The 20,381-nt window shown below is 46.9% G+C and carries 22 protein-coding genes; 15 read left to right on the forward strand and 7 right to left on the reverse strand.

Going from position 1 to position 20,381, the window contains the following annotated elements:
- Positions 1 to 13: 13 nt before the first annotated feature.
- From sipW to A4U59_RS04950, 10 genes are all read left to right on the forward strand, one after another.
- Positions 14 to 559 carry a signal peptidase I SipW gene (gene sipW, locus A4U59_RS04905; RefSeq protein WP_245680498.1) on the forward strand — a complete coding sequence of 182 codons (546 nt, stop codon included), beginning with the start codon at positions 14 to 16 and terminating at the stop codon, positions 557 to 559.
- A gap of 87 nt (positions 560 to 646) precedes the next feature.
- On the forward strand, positions 647 to 1,273 hold the full coding sequence (locus A4U59_RS04910; protein WP_066175982.1) for a TasA family protein: 627 nt from the start codon (positions 647 to 649) through the stop codon (positions 1,271 to 1,273).
- A gap of 49 nt (positions 1,274 to 1,322) precedes the next feature.
- On the forward strand, positions 1,323 to 2,135 hold the full coding sequence (locus A4U59_RS04915; protein ID WP_066175984.1) for a TasA family protein: 813 nt from the start codon (positions 1,323 to 1,325) through the stop codon (positions 2,133 to 2,135).
- Between the two features lie 76 nt (positions 2,136 to 2,211).
- The gene (locus tag A4U59_RS04920) at positions 2,212 to 3,024 is read left to right on the forward strand and encodes a TasA family protein (protein ID WP_066175987.1); all 813 of its coding nucleotides are present in this window, start codon (positions 2,212 to 2,214) and stop codon (positions 3,022 to 3,024) included.
- An 82-nt stretch (positions 3,025 to 3,106) separates the two neighbouring features.
- On the forward strand, positions 3,107 to 3,745 hold the full coding sequence (locus A4U59_RS04925; protein ID WP_066175991.1) for an LPXTG cell wall anchor domain-containing protein: 639 nt from the start codon (positions 3,107 to 3,109) through the stop codon (positions 3,743 to 3,745).
- Positions 3,746 to 4,301: 556 nt separating this feature from the next.
- On the forward strand, positions 4,302 to 5,930 hold the full coding sequence (locus tag A4U59_RS04930; protein ID WP_066175995.1) for a hypothetical protein: 1,629 nt from the start codon (positions 4,302 to 4,304) through the stop codon (positions 5,928 to 5,930).
- Complete coding sequence (locus A4U59_RS04935; RefSeq protein ID WP_066175998.1) at positions 5,927 to 6,484, forward strand: signal peptidase I; 558 nt, start codon at positions 5,927 to 5,929, stop codon at positions 6,482 to 6,484. Before A4U59_RS04930 ends, A4U59_RS04935 begins: the two co-directional genes overlap by 4 nt.
- Positions 6,481 to 7,038: a TasA family protein gene (locus A4U59_RS04940; protein ID WP_066176001.1), complete on the forward strand. Its 558-nt coding sequence runs from the start codon at positions 6,481 to 6,483 to the stop codon at positions 7,036 to 7,038. The genes A4U59_RS04935 and A4U59_RS04940 overlap by 4 nt, the downstream gene beginning before the upstream one ends.
- 53 nt (positions 7,039 to 7,091) lie before the next feature.
- The gene (locus A4U59_RS04945; protein ID WP_066176004.1) at positions 7,092 to 7,889 is read left to right on the forward strand and encodes an LPXTG cell wall anchor domain-containing protein; all 798 of its coding nucleotides are present in this window, start codon (positions 7,092 to 7,094) and stop codon (positions 7,887 to 7,889) included.
- A gap of 128 nt (positions 7,890 to 8,017) precedes the next feature.
- Entirely contained in the window at positions 8,018 to 8,308 is a 291-nt protein-coding gene (locus A4U59_RS04950) for a DUF5658 family protein (protein WP_066176009.1), read from the forward strand.
- Positions 8,309 to 8,360: 52 nt separating this feature from the next.
- On the opposite strand, the gene hemQ is transcribed toward A4U59_RS04950, so the two are convergent.
- Positions 8,361 to 9,104, reverse strand: a complete 744-nt coding sequence (gene hemQ, locus A4U59_RS04955; protein WP_066176011.1) for a hydrogen peroxide-dependent heme synthase — start codon at positions 9,102 to 9,104, stop codon at positions 8,361 to 8,363.
- Positions 9,105 to 9,523: 419 nt separating this feature from the next.
- On the opposite strand from hemQ, the gene pta reads away from it, so the two are divergent.
- Entirely contained in the window at positions 9,524 to 10,495 is a 972-nt protein-coding gene (pta, locus tag A4U59_RS04960; RefSeq protein WP_066176014.1) for a phosphate acetyltransferase, read from the forward strand.
- Positions 10,496 to 10,570: 75 nt separating this feature from the next.
- On the opposite strand, the gene lipL is transcribed toward pta, so the two are convergent.
- Both lipL and A4U59_RS04970 read right to left on the reverse strand, forming a co-directional pair.
- Positions 10,571 to 11,425 carry an octanoyl-[GcvH]:protein N-octanoyltransferase gene (gene lipL, locus A4U59_RS04965; protein ID WP_425388878.1) on the reverse strand — a complete coding sequence of 285 codons (855 nt, stop codon included), beginning with the start codon at positions 11,423 to 11,425 and terminating at the stop codon, positions 10,571 to 10,573.
- Positions 11,426 to 11,606: 181 nt separating this feature from the next.
- Positions 11,607 to 12,389 (reverse strand): RsfA family transcriptional regulator, encoded by a 783-nt coding sequence (locus tag A4U59_RS04970; protein ID WP_066176020.1) that lies wholly within the window; start codon positions 12,387 to 12,389, stop codon positions 11,607 to 11,609.
- Between the two features lie 343 nt (positions 12,390 to 12,732).
- Between A4U59_RS04970 and A4U59_RS04975 the strand changes: the two genes are divergently transcribed.
- The 3 genes from A4U59_RS04975 (at position 12,733) to A4U59_RS04985 (ending at position 15,265) form a co-directional block, all read left to right on the forward strand.
- Positions 12,733 to 12,957: a YuzB family protein gene (locus A4U59_RS04975; protein WP_066176023.1), complete on the forward strand. Its 225-nt coding sequence runs from the start codon at positions 12,733 to 12,735 to the stop codon at positions 12,955 to 12,957.
- 419 nt (positions 12,958 to 13,376) lie between these two features.
- Positions 13,377 to 14,675: an HD domain-containing protein gene (locus tag A4U59_RS04980; RefSeq protein WP_066176025.1), complete on the forward strand. Its 1,299-nt coding sequence runs from the start codon at positions 13,377 to 13,379 to the stop codon at positions 14,673 to 14,675.
- Positions 14,676 to 14,758: 83 nt separating this feature from the next.
- Positions 14,759 to 15,265 (forward strand): YwgA family protein, encoded by a 507-nt coding sequence (locus A4U59_RS04985; protein ID WP_106406295.1) that lies wholly within the window; start codon positions 14,759 to 14,761, stop codon positions 15,263 to 15,265.
- An 84-nt stretch (positions 15,266 to 15,349) separates the two neighbouring features.
- Here the strand turns inward: A4U59_RS04985 and A4U59_RS04990 are convergent, their stop codons facing one another.
- The 3 genes from A4U59_RS04990 to A4U59_RS05000 form a co-directional block, all read right to left on the reverse strand.
- The gene (locus A4U59_RS04990) at positions 15,350 to 16,651 is read right to left on the reverse strand and encodes an NCS2 family permease (protein WP_066176031.1); all 1,302 of its coding nucleotides are present in this window, start codon (positions 16,649 to 16,651) and stop codon (positions 15,350 to 15,352) included.
- A complete protein-coding gene (locus A4U59_RS04995; RefSeq protein WP_157888136.1) occupies positions 16,644 to 17,069 on the reverse strand; it encodes a hypothetical protein in 426 nt (141 codons plus the stop codon). The genes A4U59_RS04990 and A4U59_RS04995 overlap by 8 nt, the downstream gene beginning before the upstream one ends.
- 119 nt (positions 17,070 to 17,188) lie before the next feature.
- A complete protein-coding gene (locus A4U59_RS05000; RefSeq protein WP_066176034.1) occupies positions 17,189 to 17,374 on the reverse strand; it encodes a 2-hydroxymuconate tautomerase in 186 nt (61 codons plus the stop codon).
- A 153-nt stretch (positions 17,375 to 17,527) separates the two neighbouring features.
- On the opposite strand from A4U59_RS05000, the gene A4U59_RS05005 reads away from it, so the two are divergent.
- Positions 17,528 to 18,043 carry a YwhD family protein gene (locus A4U59_RS05005; RefSeq protein WP_066176036.1) on the forward strand — a complete coding sequence of 172 codons (516 nt, stop codon included), beginning with the start codon at positions 17,528 to 17,530 and terminating at the stop codon, positions 18,041 to 18,043.
- 246 nt (positions 18,044 to 18,289) lie between these two features.
- On the opposite strand, the gene A4U59_RS05010 is transcribed toward A4U59_RS05005, so the two are convergent.
- Positions 18,290 to 20,356 carry a transglycosylase domain-containing protein gene (locus A4U59_RS05010; RefSeq protein WP_066176038.1) on the reverse strand — a complete coding sequence of 689 codons (2,067 nt, stop codon included), beginning with the start codon at positions 20,354 to 20,356 and terminating at the stop codon, positions 18,290 to 18,292.
- Positions 20,357 to 20,381: the final 25 nt, after the last annotated feature.

Raw genomic sequence — 20,381 nt, forward strand, 5'->3', positions numbered from 1 at the left:
ATTGAAAAAAACAATGAAAATTCTCGGTAACCTGCTTTATGCAGTGGTGTTTATCACCCTTTTAATTTCAACTACCATCGTTATTTCGGCAAGAGCTTCAGGCGGAGAACCGGAGCTGAATGGCTATCAGCTGAAAACCGTTTTGTCAGGTTCCATGGATCCCACTTTTAAAACAGGATCATTAATCCTGACCAAGATAATCGATGACCCCAAGACAATCAAAAAGAATGACATCATCACATTTAAACAGGATGAGAATACAGTTGTCACTCACCGGGTCATCGAAGTGCTCGAAGATGGCAATTCCATGATGTTCCGCACGCAGGGAGACAACAACGAAAACGCTGATATGAACCCTGTTTTAGCTGCAAATGTGGTTGCGGAATATACAGGCTACACGGTTCCTTACGTCGGTTACTTCCTGAATTATGCTGCTTCCCCAATCGGAACTGCACTGCTGTTGATCATTCCGGGATTGGTATTGCTTGGTTATGCTGTCATTCTGATTCGCCAGGCAATTAAAGAGATTGAGAAACAAACAAAACAGGCCAGTGCATAATCGATTTTCTCAGGTATTAACCCTTTATTTGAAGGGTTAACAATACATACCCCAAGCGGGTGAAAAATTAAGAGGAGGAATTATATCATGGGTTTCAAAAAGAAAATGGGCATGGGGATTATGGCTGGAGCAATGGGTCTTTCACTGATTGGCGGCGGCACATGGGCGGCGTTTAACGATGTGGAAACGGTTGATAATACATTTGCTGCTGGGACGCTGGATCTTGCAGTGGATAAGGAAGTTGTGTTTGATATTACGAACCTTAAGCCGGGGGATCATTTTACAAAAACATTGAAGCTGACAAATGAAGGTTCGTTGGACATCAATAGTATTTTGACCACGTTAAAAGTGGAAAATTGGGATGATGTAAAACACAGCAACCTTCCGGATGGTGGAGGGAACAGTGAAAATCAGTTTTTAAGCCAGTTTAATGTAACCATCTCTGATGGCAGCAGAACGCTTTATAACCATCGGTTGCATCATCTGAAAGGTCTTAACGGATATGATATCACTCAAAGCGGCACAGCAGCGGGCTTAGAAAGCGGTAAGTCTAACGAATACACAATCACAGTGACATTTGTTGAAGACTCGACACGTTATGAGGGCAGCAGATTGTTCGAACAAAACAAATACCAGGGTGAGGGTGCAGATATCTCTGTCATGTTTGAGGCCACTCAAATGGCTGGCGAAGACCGAAGCAACGATGAACAGTAAGGGACTTAAACTATAACTCGGCTTAAAAATAAGGAGGAATTAAATAAATATGAGCATAAAGAAGAAATTGACTATGGGCGCAATGGCCGCTGCTATGGGTGTTTCCCTGATCGGTGCGGGAACATGGGCGGCTTTCAATGATATCGAAAATGTGAATGCCAGCATGGCTGCAGGTGAGTTGGAGCTAGAACTTGCCCAAGCAAATGGGCCGATGCATTTTAATATCTCTAACTTGAAGCCTGGCGATCATATGACGAGAGAAATCAAGCTTGTCAATGACGGGAGTTTGGCAATCAAGGATGTACTATTATCTATCGATAACTTTGAATTCCGTAATTATGGAGAGGATATTGAAGCAACCACCGAAGTTTTTGGCAGCAATACCGGGCTGGAGTTTTTAGACCAGTTTGAAATTTCACTAGTTAAAACTGGGAATGAAGGCGGGCCTAGCGATTTTCCTAAAACTATTCTTGGACCGGATTCTGATGTGACACTTGCGGATGTGTATCGTGCCAGCGGTGGTGACAGTGATGCGAAAAATACTTTAGCAGCTGCTGTCCATCCCGACTACTGGACTGATGGCCGCATCAATGTTGCCACCATCAACCCTAATGAATGGACTGGTCTTCCACTCATTCCTGAGGATGATGATATTGTAGAAATTACAATAACATTTAAAGACGACAAGGAAAAAGTTGACGGTCTTTATGTCCAAAACAAATTCCAGGGTGATGAAATCGATGTTGAGTTCACCCTTGAAGCCCGCCAATGGGGTGGCCAGGAAATCACAGATACCGACATGAATGGTAATGATGTAGAAACCAATAGAAAAGCCAATAATGGGGATCCTATTGCGAACTAGCAAAAAGAATAGGTAATTCGTTAGAGGGAGAGGGAGCATATTCCTCTCCCTTTCTAAGAATATAGGAGTGATAATAATGTCAGCAAACAAAAAACTAGTAACCGGAGCACTCAGTGCATGCCTGGGGCTGTCGCTTGTAGGCGGCGGTACATGGGCGGCATTCAATGATGTTGAGGCAGTTGAAAACCACCTTGCAGCTGGCACTCTGGATTTAGAAGTGATCAATATTGAAGGAGCAGAGGCAACCTTCAATGTATCGGATTTAAAACCGGGAGATTCAATGTATCGGGCTTTTTTGCTGGATAACGTTGGTTCTTTAGCGATAAAAGAAGTTTTACTTGATGTGGTGCCTTCAGGCTTCACAAATGGGGAAGAAAATGAATATGTGGCCCAAACAGGGCAGGAAAATAACATTGAGGAATTTCTAGAACAATTTAATGTAGAAATGGTATGGGTGTCAAGCAGAAGTTTCACTGACAAAGACCCGCATTTTCTGCAAATGCTTTTGAATGATCCTAACTTTATGATTATCAACAGTGGGGATAGCATTAGTTTAAAAGATTTAGTTGCTAATGACTTTCCTGCTGGTGTAAAAACGGGCGGTGATGGAAGGTTAAATCTTGCACCTGATAACATGCTGTTCGGTCAGTTTGACGGCCTTCCAGTTAAGCCGAATGATAAAGAAGCTATTTTAATGAAAATTTCCATGAAAGATGAAGAAAGCAGGGAAATAGAAGGTGAAGCCAGGGGTGAATTTACTCAAAACCGTTACCAGGGAGACGCTGTTGATATCACCTTCTCTCTTGAGGCGACCCAATGGGAAGGCATGAATGTCCAGCATAACGGTTATAACAAGCAAAATGAAAAGGCACATAACGGAAATTATTAAGGGCATTATTTGATACTTAAGTGGGACGGGGGAGATGGATATTAAATCCCTCGTCCAACATATAAAATGGGAGGTGTCCACTGTGAAACCCCAAACATACCTTATGTTGATATTGGTTTGTCTTTTAGTTTCTATATTTGCGAGGCCTGCTACTGCAGCACCTGATCCAATAAATATCGAAACCAGTCCTGTTAAACTGTTGTATAATCTTGAAAATCTTAAGCCCGGTGATTGGGCAGAACGCACCTTAACGGTAAACAATAATGGGGATGTTGAATTTGAGTATTATACAAAATCGGATTTTAAACAGGGCTCAAAGGAACTTTATGAACAATTGCTGTTGACGTTAAAAGATAATAAAGATGAAGTGCTATATAACGGAAAACTGGCTGAATTTGATAAGCTTTTTCCACGAAAACTTGCAACAGCCTCTTCCGAAGATTTAATACTAATTGTTAAAATTCCTGAAGAGTTAGGAAACGAATATCAAGCGCTTTCTACACAGTTTACAATCACTTTGTATGCGGAAGGAGAAGAAGGAGCCGTAGTGGGAGGTTCATCAGATCAACCGCGGATAACGGGTGGAGGTTACCTTCTACCGGATACAGCTTCTACAATGTTTGCTTATATTTTCTTTGGATTCTTGCTGATTATAACCGGGGCAGTGTTTATCTTTTTTGAGAAAAAGAAAAAACCAATTGTGTATACAGAAAAAATTTAGAAAACCTTGCTTGCACTGGTATAAAAAGCAAGGTCTTTTTCTGGGCCAGCATAATTAATAGGCATTTATAAATATAGTAAATAGCAGCCTGCAAAATCTGAGGATCGGCTTCAAGAGGACAAAGAGACAGATAACTTGTCCCTCTATAAATTAATACCGGGACATTTGGTTTCCACGAGCCTCTCCCCCCTCAAATGGTTTGGCTGTCCCTCCTTGGATAATATTGTTCCACACCCATGTATCACAGACATATTCACTTAATTTTTATCTACAATCTCCCCCCCCTATAATATAGTAGGAAAACTTATGTCCCCATCTTCACCCTTCAGTATCTCCACTGCAACTCTGTATCCTGGCTATAAAAACACTCCACTTTTCTACCGATTCCCCACAGATCAATCACAATTCTCCCATAATAAATCGTTCGTTACTACGAACGATTTCTGCTTGTTTTTCCATCACTAAACAACGAATGGGTGTATAATTAAGATGCAAAATTGTTCTCATTAAAGAACAAAAATGTTCGCTGTAAGCTTATTGGGAGGTGAGTGACAGAATGAGCACCATTGTGGCAACATCACATCGGAAACGAAAGGGCAGAAACGGTTGGTGGTTTTTGAAGGTGTTGTTTGTGTTGGCGGTTTCCCTGGCGACGCTTGGTTATTTCAGTATGCCGACGAATTCATTGTTCACGGATGAGGTTGAATTGTCGATGGGGTTTGGGACGGAATGGAATGTGTATGTGCCGCCTCCTGGTGGGGGAGGGGATGATGAAGATCCGCCTCCGGTGGAAGAGGAGTATAGTGATTTGACGGGAAGTACAGCGGAGTTTATCCATGCCAAAGACGAAGAGTTGAAAATGAAGAAGCTTGTGACGCTTCACGCGAAAAATAGCGGGGCAACGATGAAAGAAGCGGTGACGTTTGAGCTGATTCGTACACACGGCCATGAAAGTGACCCGGAAAATGGAGAAATCATTGAGGTGGACGATAATGAAATCCGCGCTTTGGCGTCCGGGGAAAGTGTGTCAATTACTGCCGTTGTCAAAAAGGGTGGAGATTACTTTTTCAAAATTTTCCCTGAGCCTGGCAGTCCTGGAGAGCCGTACTTTTATGTGAAAGCAGCGAAAGAAAACTGCGGACACGGCGAAGATGACGGCGGCGACCATGAGGACGGCGATGACCATGAATCGAACATTCTTGAAATCAAGCATGCCGACCTGGAAAAGAAAAAAGATTCCTACCGAATTTTTGTGCAAATCAAGAATCCGCTGAAAGAAACGATTCCGGGGGTTGCATACCGGGTGTTGAAAGGTGAAGAGGAAATACTCTTCGGAACGTCCGATGATTTGAAACACGGCGGCAACAACCGAATTTATGAAACTGTCACCGAGGCCGGCACATATGTATTTGAGATTGAAAATATTGATGGCACGATGCTGAGAAGCCCGGATATTGTTGTGTCAATTGATGATGATCACGGGTACCATGACGAAGACGACGGGGAACCTGCCCCTGAAGCACTGCTGACTCTTGAACCTGTTGAAGTAAGTACCGAAAGTGCTGATGAAAAAGTACTCGCTACTCTCTCAACTGTTGTAAAAAATAGTTCCGGAACTGAACAGGCAATCAGTTATGCCGTGTACCGGTCTGACAATGCACATTCCCATGAGGCAAAAGAAACGGTATATCAGACATCCGAGCCTGTTGTTCTTGGAGTGGATGAAGAACTTCCTATCTCATTTGCAGCCAGTACTCCCGGTTTTTATGTATTTGAAATGGTTGTTGAAAATGAAGAGGAGGATAAGCCATCTTATAAAACAGAGGCGGTGGAAGTCATTGCAGCGGCACCTGGTGAAGATGGTCTCATCAATGATATTCAAGTACCGGTAGGTGAAGCGGCCCCATCTCAAGGAGGCCAAACAGACACCGGAAATCAGGAAACGGTGCATGATAACAATGACGATAGCGATTCAGAAGCAGATGTACAACCTGATCCAGTTGAACCTGTAACTCAAGAAGAAGCCAATCCGTTGCCATCAACCAATGAAACAACTGATGAGAATACAGAAAATCAAGAAGAAGCCTCTTCCATTGAAGAACCTGATCAGCAAGACAGTGCGGATGAACCTGACAGCCTTGCTGATCCGTCTGCTGTTACAGTGCCGGAGGATGAGGAACAATGATCGCAGAACCTAAATCCCGCTTGAAGGTGTGGCTGAATCGGTTTTTAAGCGGGCTGATTGCTATCGTTCTTTTCGTGGCAGGAACGGCGGCGTATCAAGTACGGACGGTTCAGTCAGGGTCGATGGATCCCGCGTTTCAAACCGGGTCCATCATTTTTACAAAAAATGCAGTGGATTCCGGGAAATTGGAACGGGGAGAAGTAATCACTTACAGAAGCGGAAGCGGCAGTACGGTGACACACCGGATTGTTGATGTGCATCGATCAGACGGGTTGACCATGTATAAAACAAAAGGCGACAGCAACAATGCCGCCGACTTGTACCTCGTCCCCGAAGATTATATCGAAGGTGTTTATACCGGCGTTACGATTCCTTATGCCGGTTACGCAGTTCATTTTTTAAACAGGGGCAATCAATTGAACGGTATCTTCCTTCTAATAGGTGCGGTCCTGCTTGTATATGCATTGTTTTTATTGGCAGTGGGCTGGCGGCAAACAAAGGAGGAAAGCGGGATATTGAATCGGGAAGTCCCCGCGAAGGAGGGAAGGAAATGAACGGCAAATGGAAAAAGGCTGCCGGTGGTGCGGTTTTGGCGCTCAGCCTCGGGCTGGTCGCGGGCGGAACCTGGTCTACACTGACGGACAGCCACACGGTTGCAAGTGATTTCGCGGATGGTTCATTTGAGCTTGCCGTTTTAGATGAGTCTGAGTCTATCAATCTCGGTGAATTTGAACCGGGAGATACGAAAACAAAAGCATTCACCCTGCGTAATGATGGTACGGTTGCCATGGCGGATATATGGATGACAGCAGCGGCAGCGAACTTTCAGGATGGCGGAACGGTGAGTGAGCTTGATTCATATCTGGATGAATTTTATGTCACTGTCACAGGGGATGGCGCAGAGGTTTTCGGCGGGACACTCGGTGAGCTGCTTGCCGAGGAGATCGATTTGGCAGGAGAAGGGATAGTGCCAGCCGGGAACAGGGCGGTTGAGCTAACCATTACATTTGCAGATGACGCTCCTGCCGAGTTTGATGGCGACTCAGCAGTACTCAATCTACATTTTAAAGCAGTACAGGGAGACGGCGCCAACTTGACTACCCAATGAATCGTTTCTGGAAAGGTTGTGAAAAAACTTAAATAGATTGTGAGGTTTTTTCAATGGCAAAACGGACAAAATATTTAATCGGTGCATTGCTCCTTGGCTTAGGCTTATTTTTCCCGGCGACAGTCAGCTATGCGGAAGATGGCGTTGAACCCGTCATCGATCTTTCTACTTCACCTGAATCGGTGTTGTTTGAGGTTGAAAATGCAAAACCCGGTGACTGGGCGGTAAAAACGCTGACTGTTGAAAATAGCGGAACGGTAGATTTTACGTATACGGCTTATGCTGGATTGCAAGCGGGGTCGGAGGAGTTATTTGACGCACTCCTTCTGGATATTCGGGCCGGTGATGAGGAGTTATACAGCGGACCGCTTGTCGGTCTTGGCTTATTATCGGAAAGGGCACTGGCTGTGGGTGAAAGTGAAGAGCTTACAGTTACGGTCACAATGCCCTTATCTCTTGGAAATGAGTACCAAGATCTTGCCGCGTCGTTTGGTTTGACCCTGCAGGCGACAGGGGAAGTGGACAGCGGAGGGGGTGCGGTGCCGGGGGATGACGATGAGCCTGGGGACGAGCCTGGAGATGAGCCGGGTGAGGAACCTGATGAAGAACCTGGAGCGGAAACAGATGACAACAGGGATGCGGATGGTGTGACACCGGTTGCCGAGCCGATTTCTTCGGATGGGGATGGCAATGCAACCGATGGAGTTTCGGTGTTATCAGCTGGACAATCAGGTGAAGCGTTGCCGGACACCTCCACCAATTTGTATAGGTATTTACTGGCGGGCGCCATTTTGATCGCAGGCGGTGGCGTACTCTTCTTTCTTCAAAGAAAGAGACAGGGCGTATATTAATTGAAAAAGCCTCCCTCGATGATTTGTGTAGGAGGGAGGCTTCTTTCATACCTTCATGTGGCTGTTTCGCGGCTTTCAGATTCGGAAAAATGTGAGTATAGATTGGATACATCCTGGGAGGAAAGCGAATGAAAGCATTGATTCTTTACCTGGCGATTTTGAATACAGTTGATGGGATTTTATCCTATATCGGACTGCGGTTCGAGTTTATCAAGGAAATGAATCGGCTGATGTCGGCTGTCTACATGGTGAGTCCTGCTTTCTTCTTGTTTTTCAAAGTGGCTTTGTCTGTTATTTTGCTTTTCTTTTTTGGGAAAATTCACGGAAAATCCTTAGCCGGCAAATTTGCATTGGCTGCTGCCATGTTTTACACAGGCGTGATGGTTATGCATGGCTATTGGCTTCTTCGTGTTATATAAAAATAAAGGCCTCTCCCTAATCCTCAGGAGAGGCCCATTCATATCCATTCGTTTATACCGCCAAAAATTTCGACACTTTCCCCGGTTCAAGAATATTCCCCACATAGAAAGATCCGAACTCGCCGTAACGCGCGCTCACTTCATCAAAACGCATTTCATAAACAAGTTTCTTAAACTGCAGCGGATCATGCGCAAATAGCGTTACGCCCCACTCCCAGTCGTCGAAACCGACAGAACCAGTGATGATCTGCTTGATTTTGCCTGCATAGTTGCGGCCGATCATGCCGTGGCTGCGCATCAGCTTGCGGCGTTCGTCCATTTCGAGCATGTACCAGTTGTCATTGCCCTGGCGGCGCTTGTCCATCGGATAGAAGCAGACATGCTCCCATTTCGGAAGGATCGGCTTGAGGCGCGCCTGAATTTCAGGGTCGGCTTCAGGATTGGCGCCAGGTCCGAGGTAGTTGCTGAGTTCAACAACAGATACATAAGAATACGTAGGAATTGTGAATTCAGCAAGCTTCGTTTTATTGAACTCATTTTCCAGTTCGTTCAATTCTTCCATTGTCGGGCGAAGAAGCATAATCATGAAGTCCGCTTTTTGGCCGACGATGGTGTACAGGGCATGGCTGCCTTCTTTTTGTTCTTCCGTCTTGTTCCATTTTTCGATCAGTCCCTGGAATTCATGGATTGCAGTCTCACGCTCGTCGCTTGAGGCCAGCTTCCAGGCGTTCCAGTCGATGGAGCGGAAATCATGCAAAGAATACCAGCCGTCCAATGTTTGTGCTGCTTCTGACATATTGAATCACTCCTTGTATGATAATTTGTTCGATTTCATTCGCAAAACGAATTACCGCCACCGGAATTGCATTCGATTTTCCACAGTTTGTACTATGTAGACATCGATAATATCTTACCACAAAACCGGCAGGAAAACCGAATGTTGTGATTTTTGGGAGTGCAATGCCTGGCAATTGCCTCGCAATTGCCAGGCAATTTTTCCTGCAGAAAATTTCCCAGTGATTATGATTTTGTGCAGCGGGTAAAATTTTATGAAGCAAAAAGAAACAGAGTTTGAATAATTTTGTGCATTTTTAGAAAGGTTAAACTTTTATAAAAGACTGCTTCATCGTTTTTCTTTTCTCATTAAAAAGAGTATCCTAAAGGATAGATTATAAAAGCACAGACATTTTAACTTCTGAGAAGGAGGCTTTTTTCATGAGCGATTTATTTTCAACGATTAAAAACAAAGTGGAAGGCAAGGGGAAAACGATTGTATTTCCTGAGGGTACAGATGAGCGCATCCTTGGTGCGGCTGCCCGTCTGAAGCAAGACGGCATGCTTACTCCGATCCTTGTTGGAAAGATGGATGAAGTAGAGAGCAAGGCTAGCAGCATTGGTGCCGATATTTCCGGCATTGAAATTTGCGATCCGAACAATTATAACGGCATGGATGAACTCGTTTCATCCTTCGTGGAACGCCGTAAAGGCAAAGCGACGGAAGAGGATGCGCGCAAGATTCTTCTGGATGAAAACTATTTCGGGACGATGCTCGTTCATACAGGAAAAGCCGACGGCCTTGTCAGCGGCGCGGCCCACTCAACAGCTGATACAGTACGTCCGGCATTGCAGATCATCAAGACAAAAGAGCGTGTTAAAAAGACATCCGGCATTTTCGTAATGGTCCGTGATGACGAAAAGTACCTGTTTGCCGATTGTGCAATCAACATTTCCCCTGACAGCAAGGATCTTGCTGAAATTGCCGAGGAGGCAGCGGTAACAGCAAAACTGTTTGATATCGACCCTCGTATTGCAATGCTCAGCTTCTCTACTAAAGGTTCCGCAAAGTCTCCAGAAACGGATAAAGTGGAAGAAGCAGTTAAAATTGCGAAGGAGAACAATCCTGACCTCGTGATTGACGGCGAATTCCAGTTTGACGCGGCGTTCGTGCCGTCGGTAGCGGAGAAAAAAGCTCCCGATTCCGTTCTTAAGGGCGATGCTAACACATTTATCTTCCCAAGCCTTGAAGCCGGAAACATCGGCTACAAAATTGCCCAGCGTCTTGGCAACTTTGAAGCGGTAGGCCCGGTACTGCAGGGCTTAAACAAGCCGGTCAACGACCTGTCACGCGGCTGTGATGAGCAGGATGTTTACAACCTTGCGATCATTACAGCAGCCCAATCGGTCTAAAATAAAAGAAGAATGCGCCATGCCTCTTAGACGGCAGGGCGCATTTTTTATGGATTCCCGCAGTGACAGTGACAGTCAGGAGGAAACGATACCGCCAAGTGCTTTCTCATTCCGTTCGAGAACGCGGGCGAAATTCTGCTGATACAGATTGATTTCCTCGCCTTCGAGCTGGGAAGAGAACAAAGCTCCGGAATGGTTTTGAAGCGATTGGAGCAGCATCAGCATCAGCTTCTGGATTCCGATAGGTTCGCCAAGCAAATCAGAAAGGGATGCCATCGTTTCAGGAACGATATCCGGATAGGTGAACTTTGTTTGCTGGCTTTTTCGTGCGATTGCATAAAACTCTTTTAAAATGGAAGCGCGGTTTTGGCCGCGTGTTTCGAATGCATTCAGATAGGTTTGCACCGCAACCCCTTTACGCAGACGGCGCTGCGAAATGCCGGCGAATTTTTGGCCGTTGATGCTGAGGTCATAGCTGCCGGGACAGTAGGAGCCGGTGATTTCCCTTGCTTCGATGTCAGTTCCGTATGAAGCGAGCATTTCTTTTATGAGTCCCCACATCGCATCATAACCGCGGTCGATATCGATGCCTTTTGCGGTCTCCGGCAAGATGAGGGAAATGTTAAGGACGCCTTCATCTAGAATCACAGCGAGTCCGCCTGAGTTGCGGACAATGACCCGGTATCCAAGCGACTCCAGGAACTTCACCCCTTCACCCAGATAAGGAAGGCGTGTATCCTGGATGCCGAGGACGACGGTGTCATGGTGGACCCACGACCGGGCAGCAGGTGCTGATGCCCCGCTTCCGACTTGCGCGCACAGCGTATCATCAATCGCAAATGACTGGCGGGCGTCAAAACCCGGACCGAGCGTTGACTGGTCAATAATCCGCCATGATTTTTGATCTAATAATTCAATGGCCTTCATGATGCTTTCTCCTAACCGTTACAATCTATTTTGCTGTGCTTATTATAGCATGCCGTTCCGGCTGTATGCGGAGACGAAAAGAAAAACGGCCGTTTTCAGCGGCCGTTTATCCGGGGGTGTTGCCTGGCAATTGCCTCGCAATTGCCAGGCATTTCAAACCAAACGATATGCTCGAGAAGCACAATTATTGTGAATCTGCTATTTTTTCCAGGTTGCCGTTGCGGTCCATGCGGAAGGCGGTGGATGGTTTGTCGTCGTCTTCCATGAGTACCATGCGGCGGGCGCGATCCATGATTTGCAGCAGGGCCTGGTAGTCTTCCTGCATTTGCTGGTGCTGCTTTTCGAGCTGTTTGACGCGCTGCTCCAATTTATGATTTGACTCCGTAATCTCCTCGTTTTCTTTCCGCAGTCTTTCATTCTCTATCGCCATGCGCTCGTCTTGCAAGCTGAAATCTCTGAAGCTTTGTAAATAGGCTATGACACCATCAAGTGTCATGTCGGCGGTTCCCTGCATACGAGATGTTTCAGGCATAACCGCTGTATCACTGTAATGATTTTCTTGTTCTATACCGGCAGGAAGCAACAGCTCATCAGCTGACTCAGATGCGAATGTTTCAATTGGCGGCTGCTGGTTTGAATTTTCATGTGCCGGCACTTGATAAACGGCCGACTGCGGGACAGAAGCAACAGCTGCAGGCCTGGAAGGGGTCCGCTCCGTTTGTTTTCTTCCCTGCTCGGCCCGTTTCTTTTCTTTGCGCTGTTTTTTGGCCAGGCTGATCGCCTGTTCATACTTATTGCGGACGACAGCATTCCAGCGGAAGCCGCAGGCAGCGGATGTGCGATTCAGTTTGTCCCCGACTTCATCAAAAGCATTAAGCTGGGTGCTGCCTTCACGGATGTGCCGCAAAACCGTTTCTGCAAGCAGCAAATCATCTTCTTCTGACCATGCATCTTGTCTGACTTTCATTGTATTCTTCCTTTCTTTAACTTGATTTATAGTTTCTCAAAAGGCAAATAGAAGTGCATTGCCTGGCAATTGCCTCGCAATTGCCAGGCATTTTCCCAAAGGAAAAACGCTCTGTTGCTCTCAGTTTCACCAGATTGCACAAAATTCATACACAGGGAGAGGGTTATTGCTAGATTTTGTGTAAATTTAAACATCTTTACAGGCGGCAATGATTCCTTGCAACGGCGGGGTAAACGGTGTACAATATCGTTTAGCTGTTAAAAATAAACATGGATGTTACGAAGATAGCCGTGCGTTTGTTTTTATATAGAAGAAATGATTAATAGGTAAAGAAGGTGAAATCATGGCGAATGAATTTCGGGTTTGCGATGATTGCCAGGCAACGAACATCAAAACGCTGGTTCCACTGCTGAAGAAAGTGGATCCGGATGCGGAGATTGAAATCGGCTGCCAGTCTTACTGCGGGCCTGGCCGCAAAAAGTCATTTGCTTTTGTCAATAACCGTCCGGTATCCGCGCCAAGCGAGGACGAATTGATTCAAAAAGTCGAGAAAAAAGTGAAGAAATAAGATAGATGGAAGCTCCCAGCAGAAAAGGCCGCCTGCCAACATGGTTTCTTGCCGGCGCATCAGCCGGCTTCAGGGCATCCTGCCTAGCAGGGTGTTTTTTTATGGGCGCAAATTGTTTATTAACGATGCAAAAAATAATTTTTTTACGCTCGATATGCCCTGAAATCCGCACTACGCGCAAGGTTTTAAATGAGACGGAACGGGCAAATCTATAAAAAAGCGATATAAGCTTGTATTCTATCCCTGTTACCAGATATCGCCGATTTTTCCCATTTATCTTCAAGATTCCTGCTGTTTCGGCAGGTTTAATTGGAGAAAAGAAGAATATATAATGAAATAAATGAACGACAAAGAACGTCTGCAGCCGCACTTCCGGCAACATCTGCGGCTGTTTTTATGAAGTGAGGAAGGGGCCCGCTATGCCATATGCCGATGAGCAACTGAATGAAGAAAAAGTGTTTAAAGACCCGGTTCACCGTTACATACATGTGCGGGATAAATTGATATGGGATTTGATCGGCACGTCTGAGTTCCAGCGGCTGCGCCGGATCCGCCAGCTCGGCACGACGTTTCTGACGTTCCATGGCGCGGAACACAGCCGCTTCAACCATTCGCTCGGCGTTTATGAGATCGTCCGCCGTATGCTCGATGTTTTCCATCATCGGCCGAACTGGAATGATAATGACCGGCTGTTGTGCCTTGCGGCGGCTCTTCTTCATGATGTGGGCCACGGCCCGTTTTCCCATTCGTTTGAAAAAGTGTTCCACCTTGATCATGAAGAATGGACACGCGCCATTATTTTAGGAGACACGGAAATAAATGCTGTCCTCAAACGGGTGGACGCCGGCTTCCCGAAAGAAGTCGCCGAAGTGATCGCCAAAACCCATTCGAACAAGCTGATTGTGAGCATGATTTCAAGTCAGATCGACGCTGACCGTATGGACTACCTGCAGCGCGATGCCTATTACACAGGTGTCAGCTACGGCCATTTCGACATGGAACGCATTTTGCGCGTAATGAGGCCGCAGGAAGACCAGGTTGTCATTAAAGATTCCGGAATGCATGCTGTAGAAGATTACATTATGAGCCGATACCAAATGTACTGGCAAGTTTATTTCCATCCGGTCACCCGCAGTGCAGAAGTGATTTTGAGCAAAATCCTGCACCGGGCCAAGAAGCTGCATGAAGACGGCTATACATTCAAGCTGAAGCCGCTGCATTTTCTCTCCATTTTCAGTGGGGAACCGGCTCTGAAAGATTACTTGCGTCTTGATGAATCAGTGATCTTATATTATTTCCAGATGTGGACCGAAGAAGACGATTCGATTTTGCGCGATCTTTCCGACCGGTTCATTAACCGGAAGTTATACAAATATATTGAATTCAATCCGCATTTACATATGAAACAATGGATGGAGCTGACCGATCTCTTTAAACAGGCGGAGATTGACCCGGAGTATTATCTCGAGGTCGATTCATCATCCGATCTGCCCTATGATTTTTACCGTCCGGGCGAAGAAGGGGAAAGGCTGCCGATTTACTTGCTTATGCCAGGCGGTGAAATCAAGGAACTTTCCCGCGAGTCAGACATAGTCGAAGCCATTTCCGGAAAAAAACGGACCGACCACAAGCTTTATTTTCCAGATGATCTGGTTGATGATTTATCAGAGCATAAAGAGGCGAAATTGAAGATTAAAGAGATTTTGGACAATGTATAATGGCTGCAAGGTTGACTGGGAATAACCGGCTGAGCCAGGTTTTCGATACAGGAAAATTATAGAGAGATAGGAGATGAGGGGGCTTGTTAGTAGAACACGCCAAGCTGATGAAGGTTTTTGCTGATGTAGGGGAAGTCGTGGGCAGGAAAAAGCTTCAGAAAATGATATTCATTGCAAAAAAAATGGGGTATCCGTTCCATGAAAAATACAATTTTCACTTTTTCGGGCCTTATTCCGAGGAACTGACGTTAAAAATAGAAGAACTTTGCAATTTAGGTTTTCTCGATGAAGTGAAGGAGAAAAAAGGCGGATATATGCAATACCGCTATACGCTGACCGGCGACGGGGAGCAGTTCTTGGCCCACTATGAAGTGGACAACCCTTCGCTGCATACGTGCATGGCAGACATGAACGGACAGAGTTCACGTTTCCTCGAGCTCGTGTCGACAGTCCTTTATTTTGGTGATCTGGAAAAAGACCAGGTAAAAGAAAAAATCTTCATGTTAAAAAGCAAGCAGAACTATTCTGAAGAAGAAATAGATGAAGCTTATCGGTATATTGAGGGATTGAAAACAAGTAAAGTGCATTGAAAAAGAGGCTGCCCAATCCGGCAGCCTCTTTTATGGATTTCGACAGGTGACAGGCACCTGTCGATAGATGTCGAACGATATGATTTAGTGCGGCAAAAATGCCAGCTGGAAGAAGAATAGGACGGCGAAGACGTACACGAGCGGGTGTACTTCGCGCCAATTCCCTTTGACGATCTTCATCAGCGGGTAGGTGATGAAGCCGAGGGCGATGCCGGTCGCAATGCTTGAGGTGAGCGGCATGCTCAAAATGATCAGGAAAGCAGGGAATGCTTCGTCAAATTCGTTCCACTGGATCTGGCCGATCGAACCCATCATCAGGCTGCCGACAATGATCAGTGCTGGAGCAGTAATGGCGGAGATGCCTGATACAGCCCCGACAAGCGGGGCGAAAAAGGCCGCAATGACGAACATGCCGGCAACAACGAGTGACGTCAGGCCTGTTCGCCCGCCTGCAGCAACCCCTGCCGACGACTCGATATAGGCGGTTGTCGGGCTTGTCCCGAATACCGCGCCGACAGACGTTGCAACAGAGTCGGCCAGTAATGCCTGGCGCGCCCGCGGCATCGTTTTCCCCTTCATCAGGCCGGCCTGCTCTGCGACTCCGACCATTGTGCCGGTTGTATCAAAAATCGTGACGAGCAGGAAGGAAAACACAACGGCATAAAGGCCGTAACTGACCACATCGCCAAACGCGGCAATCGGGTTTGTTATGATCAGGCCTTCCGGCAGGGAAGGGGCTGACACAACACCTGCTTCAAATGAAAGCTGGCCGGTGAAAAAAGCAAGGATGCCGGTCGCAATCATGCCGAAAAACAGGGCGCCGCTTATGTTCATTGCCATCAAAACAATCGTGATGCCAAGTCCGGCAAGCGCGAGCAGGACGGAAGGGTCATGCAAATCCCCGAGCTGTACAAGGTTTTCGGGGTGGTCTGCGACAATGCCGGTCATGCGCAGGCCGATGAAAGCGATAAACAGTCCGATTCCGGCTGTGATGCCGTGCTTGAGATTGACAGGAATTGCTTCAATCAGCTTTTCACGGAATGTCGTCAACGATAACAGCACGAACAGGATCCCGGCAACGAACACAGCCGCAAACGCAACTTCATAAGTAATCGCATCAGAGCTGCCGACAACCGAATAAGCAAAGTAGGCGTTCAAACCCATGCCTGGTGCAATTGCAATCGGATAGTTTGCCATGAACGCCATCCACAGTGTCCCGATGACAGAGGCAATGATCGTAGCCATAAACACCTGGTCAAACGATGCGCCGGCATTTGACAGAATGACCGGGTTTACAATCACGATGTACACCATTGTTAAAAAAGTGGTGAGTCCGGCAAGTATTTCCGTTCTTACGGTCGTATTGTGCTCTTTTAATTTAAACATAAGGGAAACCTCCAAATTTACGAACGTTTAAATAACCATTAACAATAATATTCGTTTTTCGGGAGGTTTGCAAGGGCTGATTACAGGAAAACGTATCAGAAAATAGCCTAAAGGGCGGTATGGCCGATTTTAGAGGATGTTTAATGAATAGCTCGTAGAACAACCATGTTGATTTCTGCTCCAGACATTCGCTTTTTGCAGGGACACAAGTGCGGCATCCATTTTGCTTTCCTTCGTGCGGATTCACGGTTTCTTCTTTGCCGGGGGGACGTCCGTCTGCCTCCCGGGCATTCACGCTGCGGGCGCTCCCCTGGTCTGCGAGGCCCGCTGGTTGTTTAATGGTTATCCTCGAATCCATACCGCAAAAAGGAATTGCGGATACATTTTCGGGAAGCATCGCGCCTGCTGCTCCAATCAATAAGTTTTACACATGAATACTAATACGGCCTCACGGATAAACGGCTTTTCATTCGAAAACAGGCCGAAAAAAGAAGCTGCATCCATAAAAAACAGGCATACAGCTTCTTTATTTGTGTGCTATTCGTCGCTCAGCAGCTTGCCGCCGACAGCGTATTCGCTTTTTTCCATTTCTTCAATGAAAACGGCGATTTTTTCTTTTGGGGCATTCGCTGTTTCGGAAACGGCTTCCGTCACTTTTTCGACCATCGCCCGCTTTTGCTCATCCGTGCGTCCGGAAAGCAGTTTGATTGTTACGTATGGCATATCATTCACTCCTTTTATGTAAAATAGATTGCCTGTTTATTTTATCATGGTTTTACACCCGCCTGGAAACGCCGCAGGATGAATTTGACAAGAACATTATGATAAAATGATAGCAATGTAGAGATACTGATTATGTGAAAAAGGGGAGATACGATGAGTGAGTCAAATGGCGGCAGTAAGAAAAAGCCGGCTTTCAATATCATTAAGAAAGATTCAACGGACGGTCATGGCGGATTTGGCGCCGGCGCCTTTAGCCTTGATAACATATCGCCGGTGATCGTGGATGTCGAGGAAGGAAGCGCGGTCATTGATGTAGGCGCAATGCATGCCCGCAGCCAGGTGGAAAAAGGGATAAAATTCCTGCCTGATAAGGCAGATGTGCCGAACGGCAAACCGTACTGGCTCGTCTGGGTCACGGTCGAACGCGGCGCGGAAGGGCCATATTACTATGGTGTGACAGCCTGTGAAATGACAGTCGACCGTGATATCCGCCGGGGATATAAGTCTTTGCCTGAACATGTAAATCGGATGGACAAATCGATGAAGGGGCGGATAATCGTCGACCACATCGATGATAAATCAAAACAGATCCTTCGTGATTTTCTTCAAGGCTACAACGAAGAATATTGGGAGCATTCCTCTGATGAATTGAAAAAAGCACTGGCCTAACAAATCGATAATTTTGGACAAATTGTGAACAATTTTTGAACAAAAATCGAAAAACTTGTCCTTTTATTGGCAAGAAAGTAAACTAATTTTATATCGCAGCACACATGCGATAACTGGGACCAGAAAAAAGCCGGCACTCCTGCCGGCTTTTTTCTATGGCTTGTCCGGGAAATGATTCGGGAAATGATTGCCTGGGAATTGCCTGGCACCTGCCAGGCAATTCCCAGGCAATGCACCAACACACCCCTAACCGAGCCAGTCTATGATCCTTTTGAAGAGTCCTTTCTTTTCTTCCTTTTCCCCTTCAGCCGGTGCCGGTTGGCGGTCTTCGAAGTGGTCGTCGCAGTAGTCGACCGGTTCAGTTCCTTCGATGAAGTAGGCGAGGTGGACGGCCGGGCATGCTTTTGTCGCCAACTTTCCGGTATGCGGATCGATTGTGGCAGCCACAACGCCGTCCGGCGGGGTGAAGCCGCCTGTTTTTTCGTCCTTCAATGCTTCCTCCATGAGATCAGCCCAGATTTCCTTCGCATATGTGCGTTCCTCAACCAGGTTGATCGTCTGCCCTTTGTCATAGCCGACCCAGACGGACGTGATAAGCTGCGGCGAGAAACCGATCATCCAGCTGTCTGCCCGGGTGGTGCCCGACTTGCCGGCATACGGCCTCGTCAATTTGTGTTTAATCGGCTTTCCGGTGACTCTCGTATAATCATTAAGCGATTCATCGAACATGCCGGTCATCATGTGTGCCGTCACAAAAGCGGCCGCTTCATCAAGTTTCTGCCGGGGCTCTTGATCTCGCTCGTATAAAACATTTCCTTCATAATCGACTACTTTTTTAATGAAAACCGGAACGGTATTTTTGCCGCCGCTCGCAAGCCGGCTGAAGGCGCCTGTCATTTCGAGCGGGGTGACCGGCGAAGTGCCGAGGGCAAGAGAGGGCACTGCCTTCAATTTCGACTTGATCCCCAAGCGCTTCGCTGTTTCCACCAGGTTTTCCGGCTGCAGGTACATGTTTGTTTTCACTGCAAAAATATTGTCCGACAGGGCGATCGCCTGCGCCAGTGTAATCGGCCCATCTGCGTAATAATCGTTAAAATTGCTCGGTTTATAAACGGAGTTTCCGTCATCATACCGGAAAGCGGTCGGTTCGCTCGACAGCTGTGTTGCCGGTGTGAAGCCGCTCTCGATTGCTGCATAGTAAAGAATAGGTTTGAAGGTTGAGCCCGGCTGCCGTTTTGCCTGAACGGCCCGGTTGAACGGACTGTCGGCGTAGTCACGGCCGCCTACAAGCGCCTTTACCTCGCCTGTCTGCGGATCCATTACGACAACTGCGGCCTGGATGCCGGAGTCAGGTGCAATCGTTTCTTTCACTTTTTCTTCGGCTATTTTTTGAATCGACGGATCAAGAGTGGTGTACACCTTCAGGCCGCCCATTTCAATCGTCTGCTCATCAAGCTTCACGTCCGATTTCAGCTGTTTTTTAACGACGTCCAAGAAATACGGGGCCAACAGCGGCTTTTCTTCTTTCTGTTTTGTCCTGAATGTCAGTTCTTCTCCCCGTGCTTTCTCTGCTTCACCTTCCGTCAGGGTTCCGGTCGATACCATCGCTGCCAGCACATTTTCCTGGCGGGATATCGCATTATCTTTATTAATGAGCGGCGAGTAACGGGCCGGGCCTTTCGGAATGCCGGACAGCAGGCTTGCTTCTCCAATGGTCAGCTCGCTTGCCGGTTTATCAAAATAAAAATTGGCGGCCGCTTCGATTCCGTAGATGCCATGGCCGTAATAAATCGTATTCAAATATCCTTCAAGAATCTGTTCCTTCGTATAGTTGACCTCGAGCCGGAGCGTATAAAGCGCTTCCTTCAGCTTCCGCTTCCACGTTTTATCATGGCCGAGGTAGAGGTTGCGCGCATATTGCTGGGTAATCGTGCTCGCCCCCTGCACCTTTGCCATCGCTTTCAGGTCTGCAAGCGCTGCTCCGGCGATCCGTTTATAGTCGAAGCCGCGGTGGCTGAAAAATTTTTTATCTTCAATCGAGATTGTCGCCTCAATTGCGGCCTCAGACACATCATTCAGTTTCACCCAGTGCCGGTTCTGGCCGTTATGGCTTTCGCCGAGCTTTTCCCCGCCCGATCCGTAATAAACAGAAGTCTGCTGCACAGCAAGCGGCGGCGGGCCTTCCATTTTTGTATACACATACAGGCCGAGTATGCCGATTAACAGAAAGATAGATAAAAAGACAGTAATAAATGCGGTAAACCGGATGTATGGGACGAGCCTGCGCCAGTCAGCCTTCGTGAACCGTTTCATGCCTCCACCCCCTTCGCTTTAGTAA

Origin of the sequence: Bacillus marinisedimentorum, assembly GCF_001644195.2 — a bacterium.
Lineage (GTDB): Bacteria > Bacillota > Bacilli > Bacillales > Bacillaceae_O > Bacillus_BL > Bacillus_BL marinisedimentorum.

What these genes read in the sequence shown, in the direction of transcription:
- A4U59_RS04935 (WP_066175998.1), top strand. Translation starts at nt 5,927, where the DNA reads ATGATCGCAGAACCTAAATCCCGCTTGAAGGTGTGGCTGAATCGGTTT.
- A4U59_RS04915 (WP_066175984.1), top strand. Translation starts at nt 1,323, where the DNA reads ATGAGCATAAAGAAGAAATTGACTATGGGCGCAATGGCCGCTGCTATG.
- A4U59_RS04980 (WP_066176025.1), top strand. Translation starts at nt 13,377, where the DNA reads ATGCCATATGCCGATGAGCAACTGAATGAAGAAAAAGTGTTTAAAGAC.
- A4U59_RS04950 (WP_066176009.1), top strand. Translation starts at nt 8,018, where the DNA reads ATGAAAGCATTGATTCTTTACCTGGCGATTTTGAATACAGTTGATGGG.
- A4U59_RS04945 (WP_066176004.1), top strand. Translation starts at nt 7,092, where the DNA reads ATGGCAAAACGGACAAAATATTTAATCGGTGCATTGCTCCTTGGCTTA.
- A4U59_RS04990 (WP_066176031.1), bottom strand. Translation starts at nt 16,651, where the DNA reads ATGTTTAAATTAAAAGAGCACAATACGACCGTAAGAACGGAAATACTT.
- A4U59_RS04910 (WP_066175982.1), top strand. Translation starts at nt 647, where the DNA reads ATGGGTTTCAAAAAGAAAATGGGCATGGGGATTATGGCTGGAGCAATG.
- A4U59_RS04930 (WP_066175995.1), top strand. Translation starts at nt 4,302, where the DNA reads ATGAGCACCATTGTGGCAACATCACATCGGAAACGAAAGGGCAGAAAC.
- A4U59_RS04975 (WP_066176023.1), top strand. Translation starts at nt 12,733, where the DNA reads ATGGCGAATGAATTTCGGGTTTGCGATGATTGCCAGGCAACGAACATC.
- sipW (WP_245680498.1), top strand. Translation starts at nt 14, where the DNA reads ATGAAAATTCTCGGTAACCTGCTTTATGCAGTGGTGTTTATCACCCTT.
- A4U59_RS05000 (WP_066176034.1), bottom strand. Translation starts at nt 17,374, where the DNA reads ATGCCATACGTAACAATCAAACTGCTTTCCGGACGCACGGATGAGCAA.
- A4U59_RS04940 (WP_066176001.1), top strand. Translation starts at nt 6,481, where the DNA reads ATGAACGGCAAATGGAAAAAGGCTGCCGGTGGTGCGGTTTTGGCGCTC.
- hemQ (WP_066176011.1), bottom strand. Translation starts at nt 9,104, where the DNA reads ATGTCAGAAGCAGCACAAACATTGGACGGCTGGTATTCTTTGCATGAT.
- A4U59_RS05010 (WP_066176038.1), bottom strand. Translation starts at nt 20,356, where the DNA reads ATGAAACGGTTCACGAAGGCTGACTGGCGCAGGCTCGTCCCATACATC.
- A4U59_RS05005 (WP_066176036.1), top strand. Translation starts at nt 17,528, where the DNA reads ATGAGTGAGTCAAATGGCGGCAGTAAGAAAAAGCCGGCTTTCAATATC.
- A4U59_RS04920 (WP_066175987.1), top strand. Translation starts at nt 2,212, where the DNA reads ATGTCAGCAAACAAAAAACTAGTAACCGGAGCACTCAGTGCATGCCTG.
- pta (WP_066176014.1), top strand. Translation starts at nt 9,524, where the DNA reads ATGAGCGATTTATTTTCAACGATTAAAAACAAAGTGGAAGGCAAGGGG.
- A4U59_RS04970 (WP_066176020.1), bottom strand. Translation starts at nt 12,389, where the DNA reads ATGAAAGTCAGACAAGATGCATGGTCAGAAGAAGATGATTTGCTGCTT.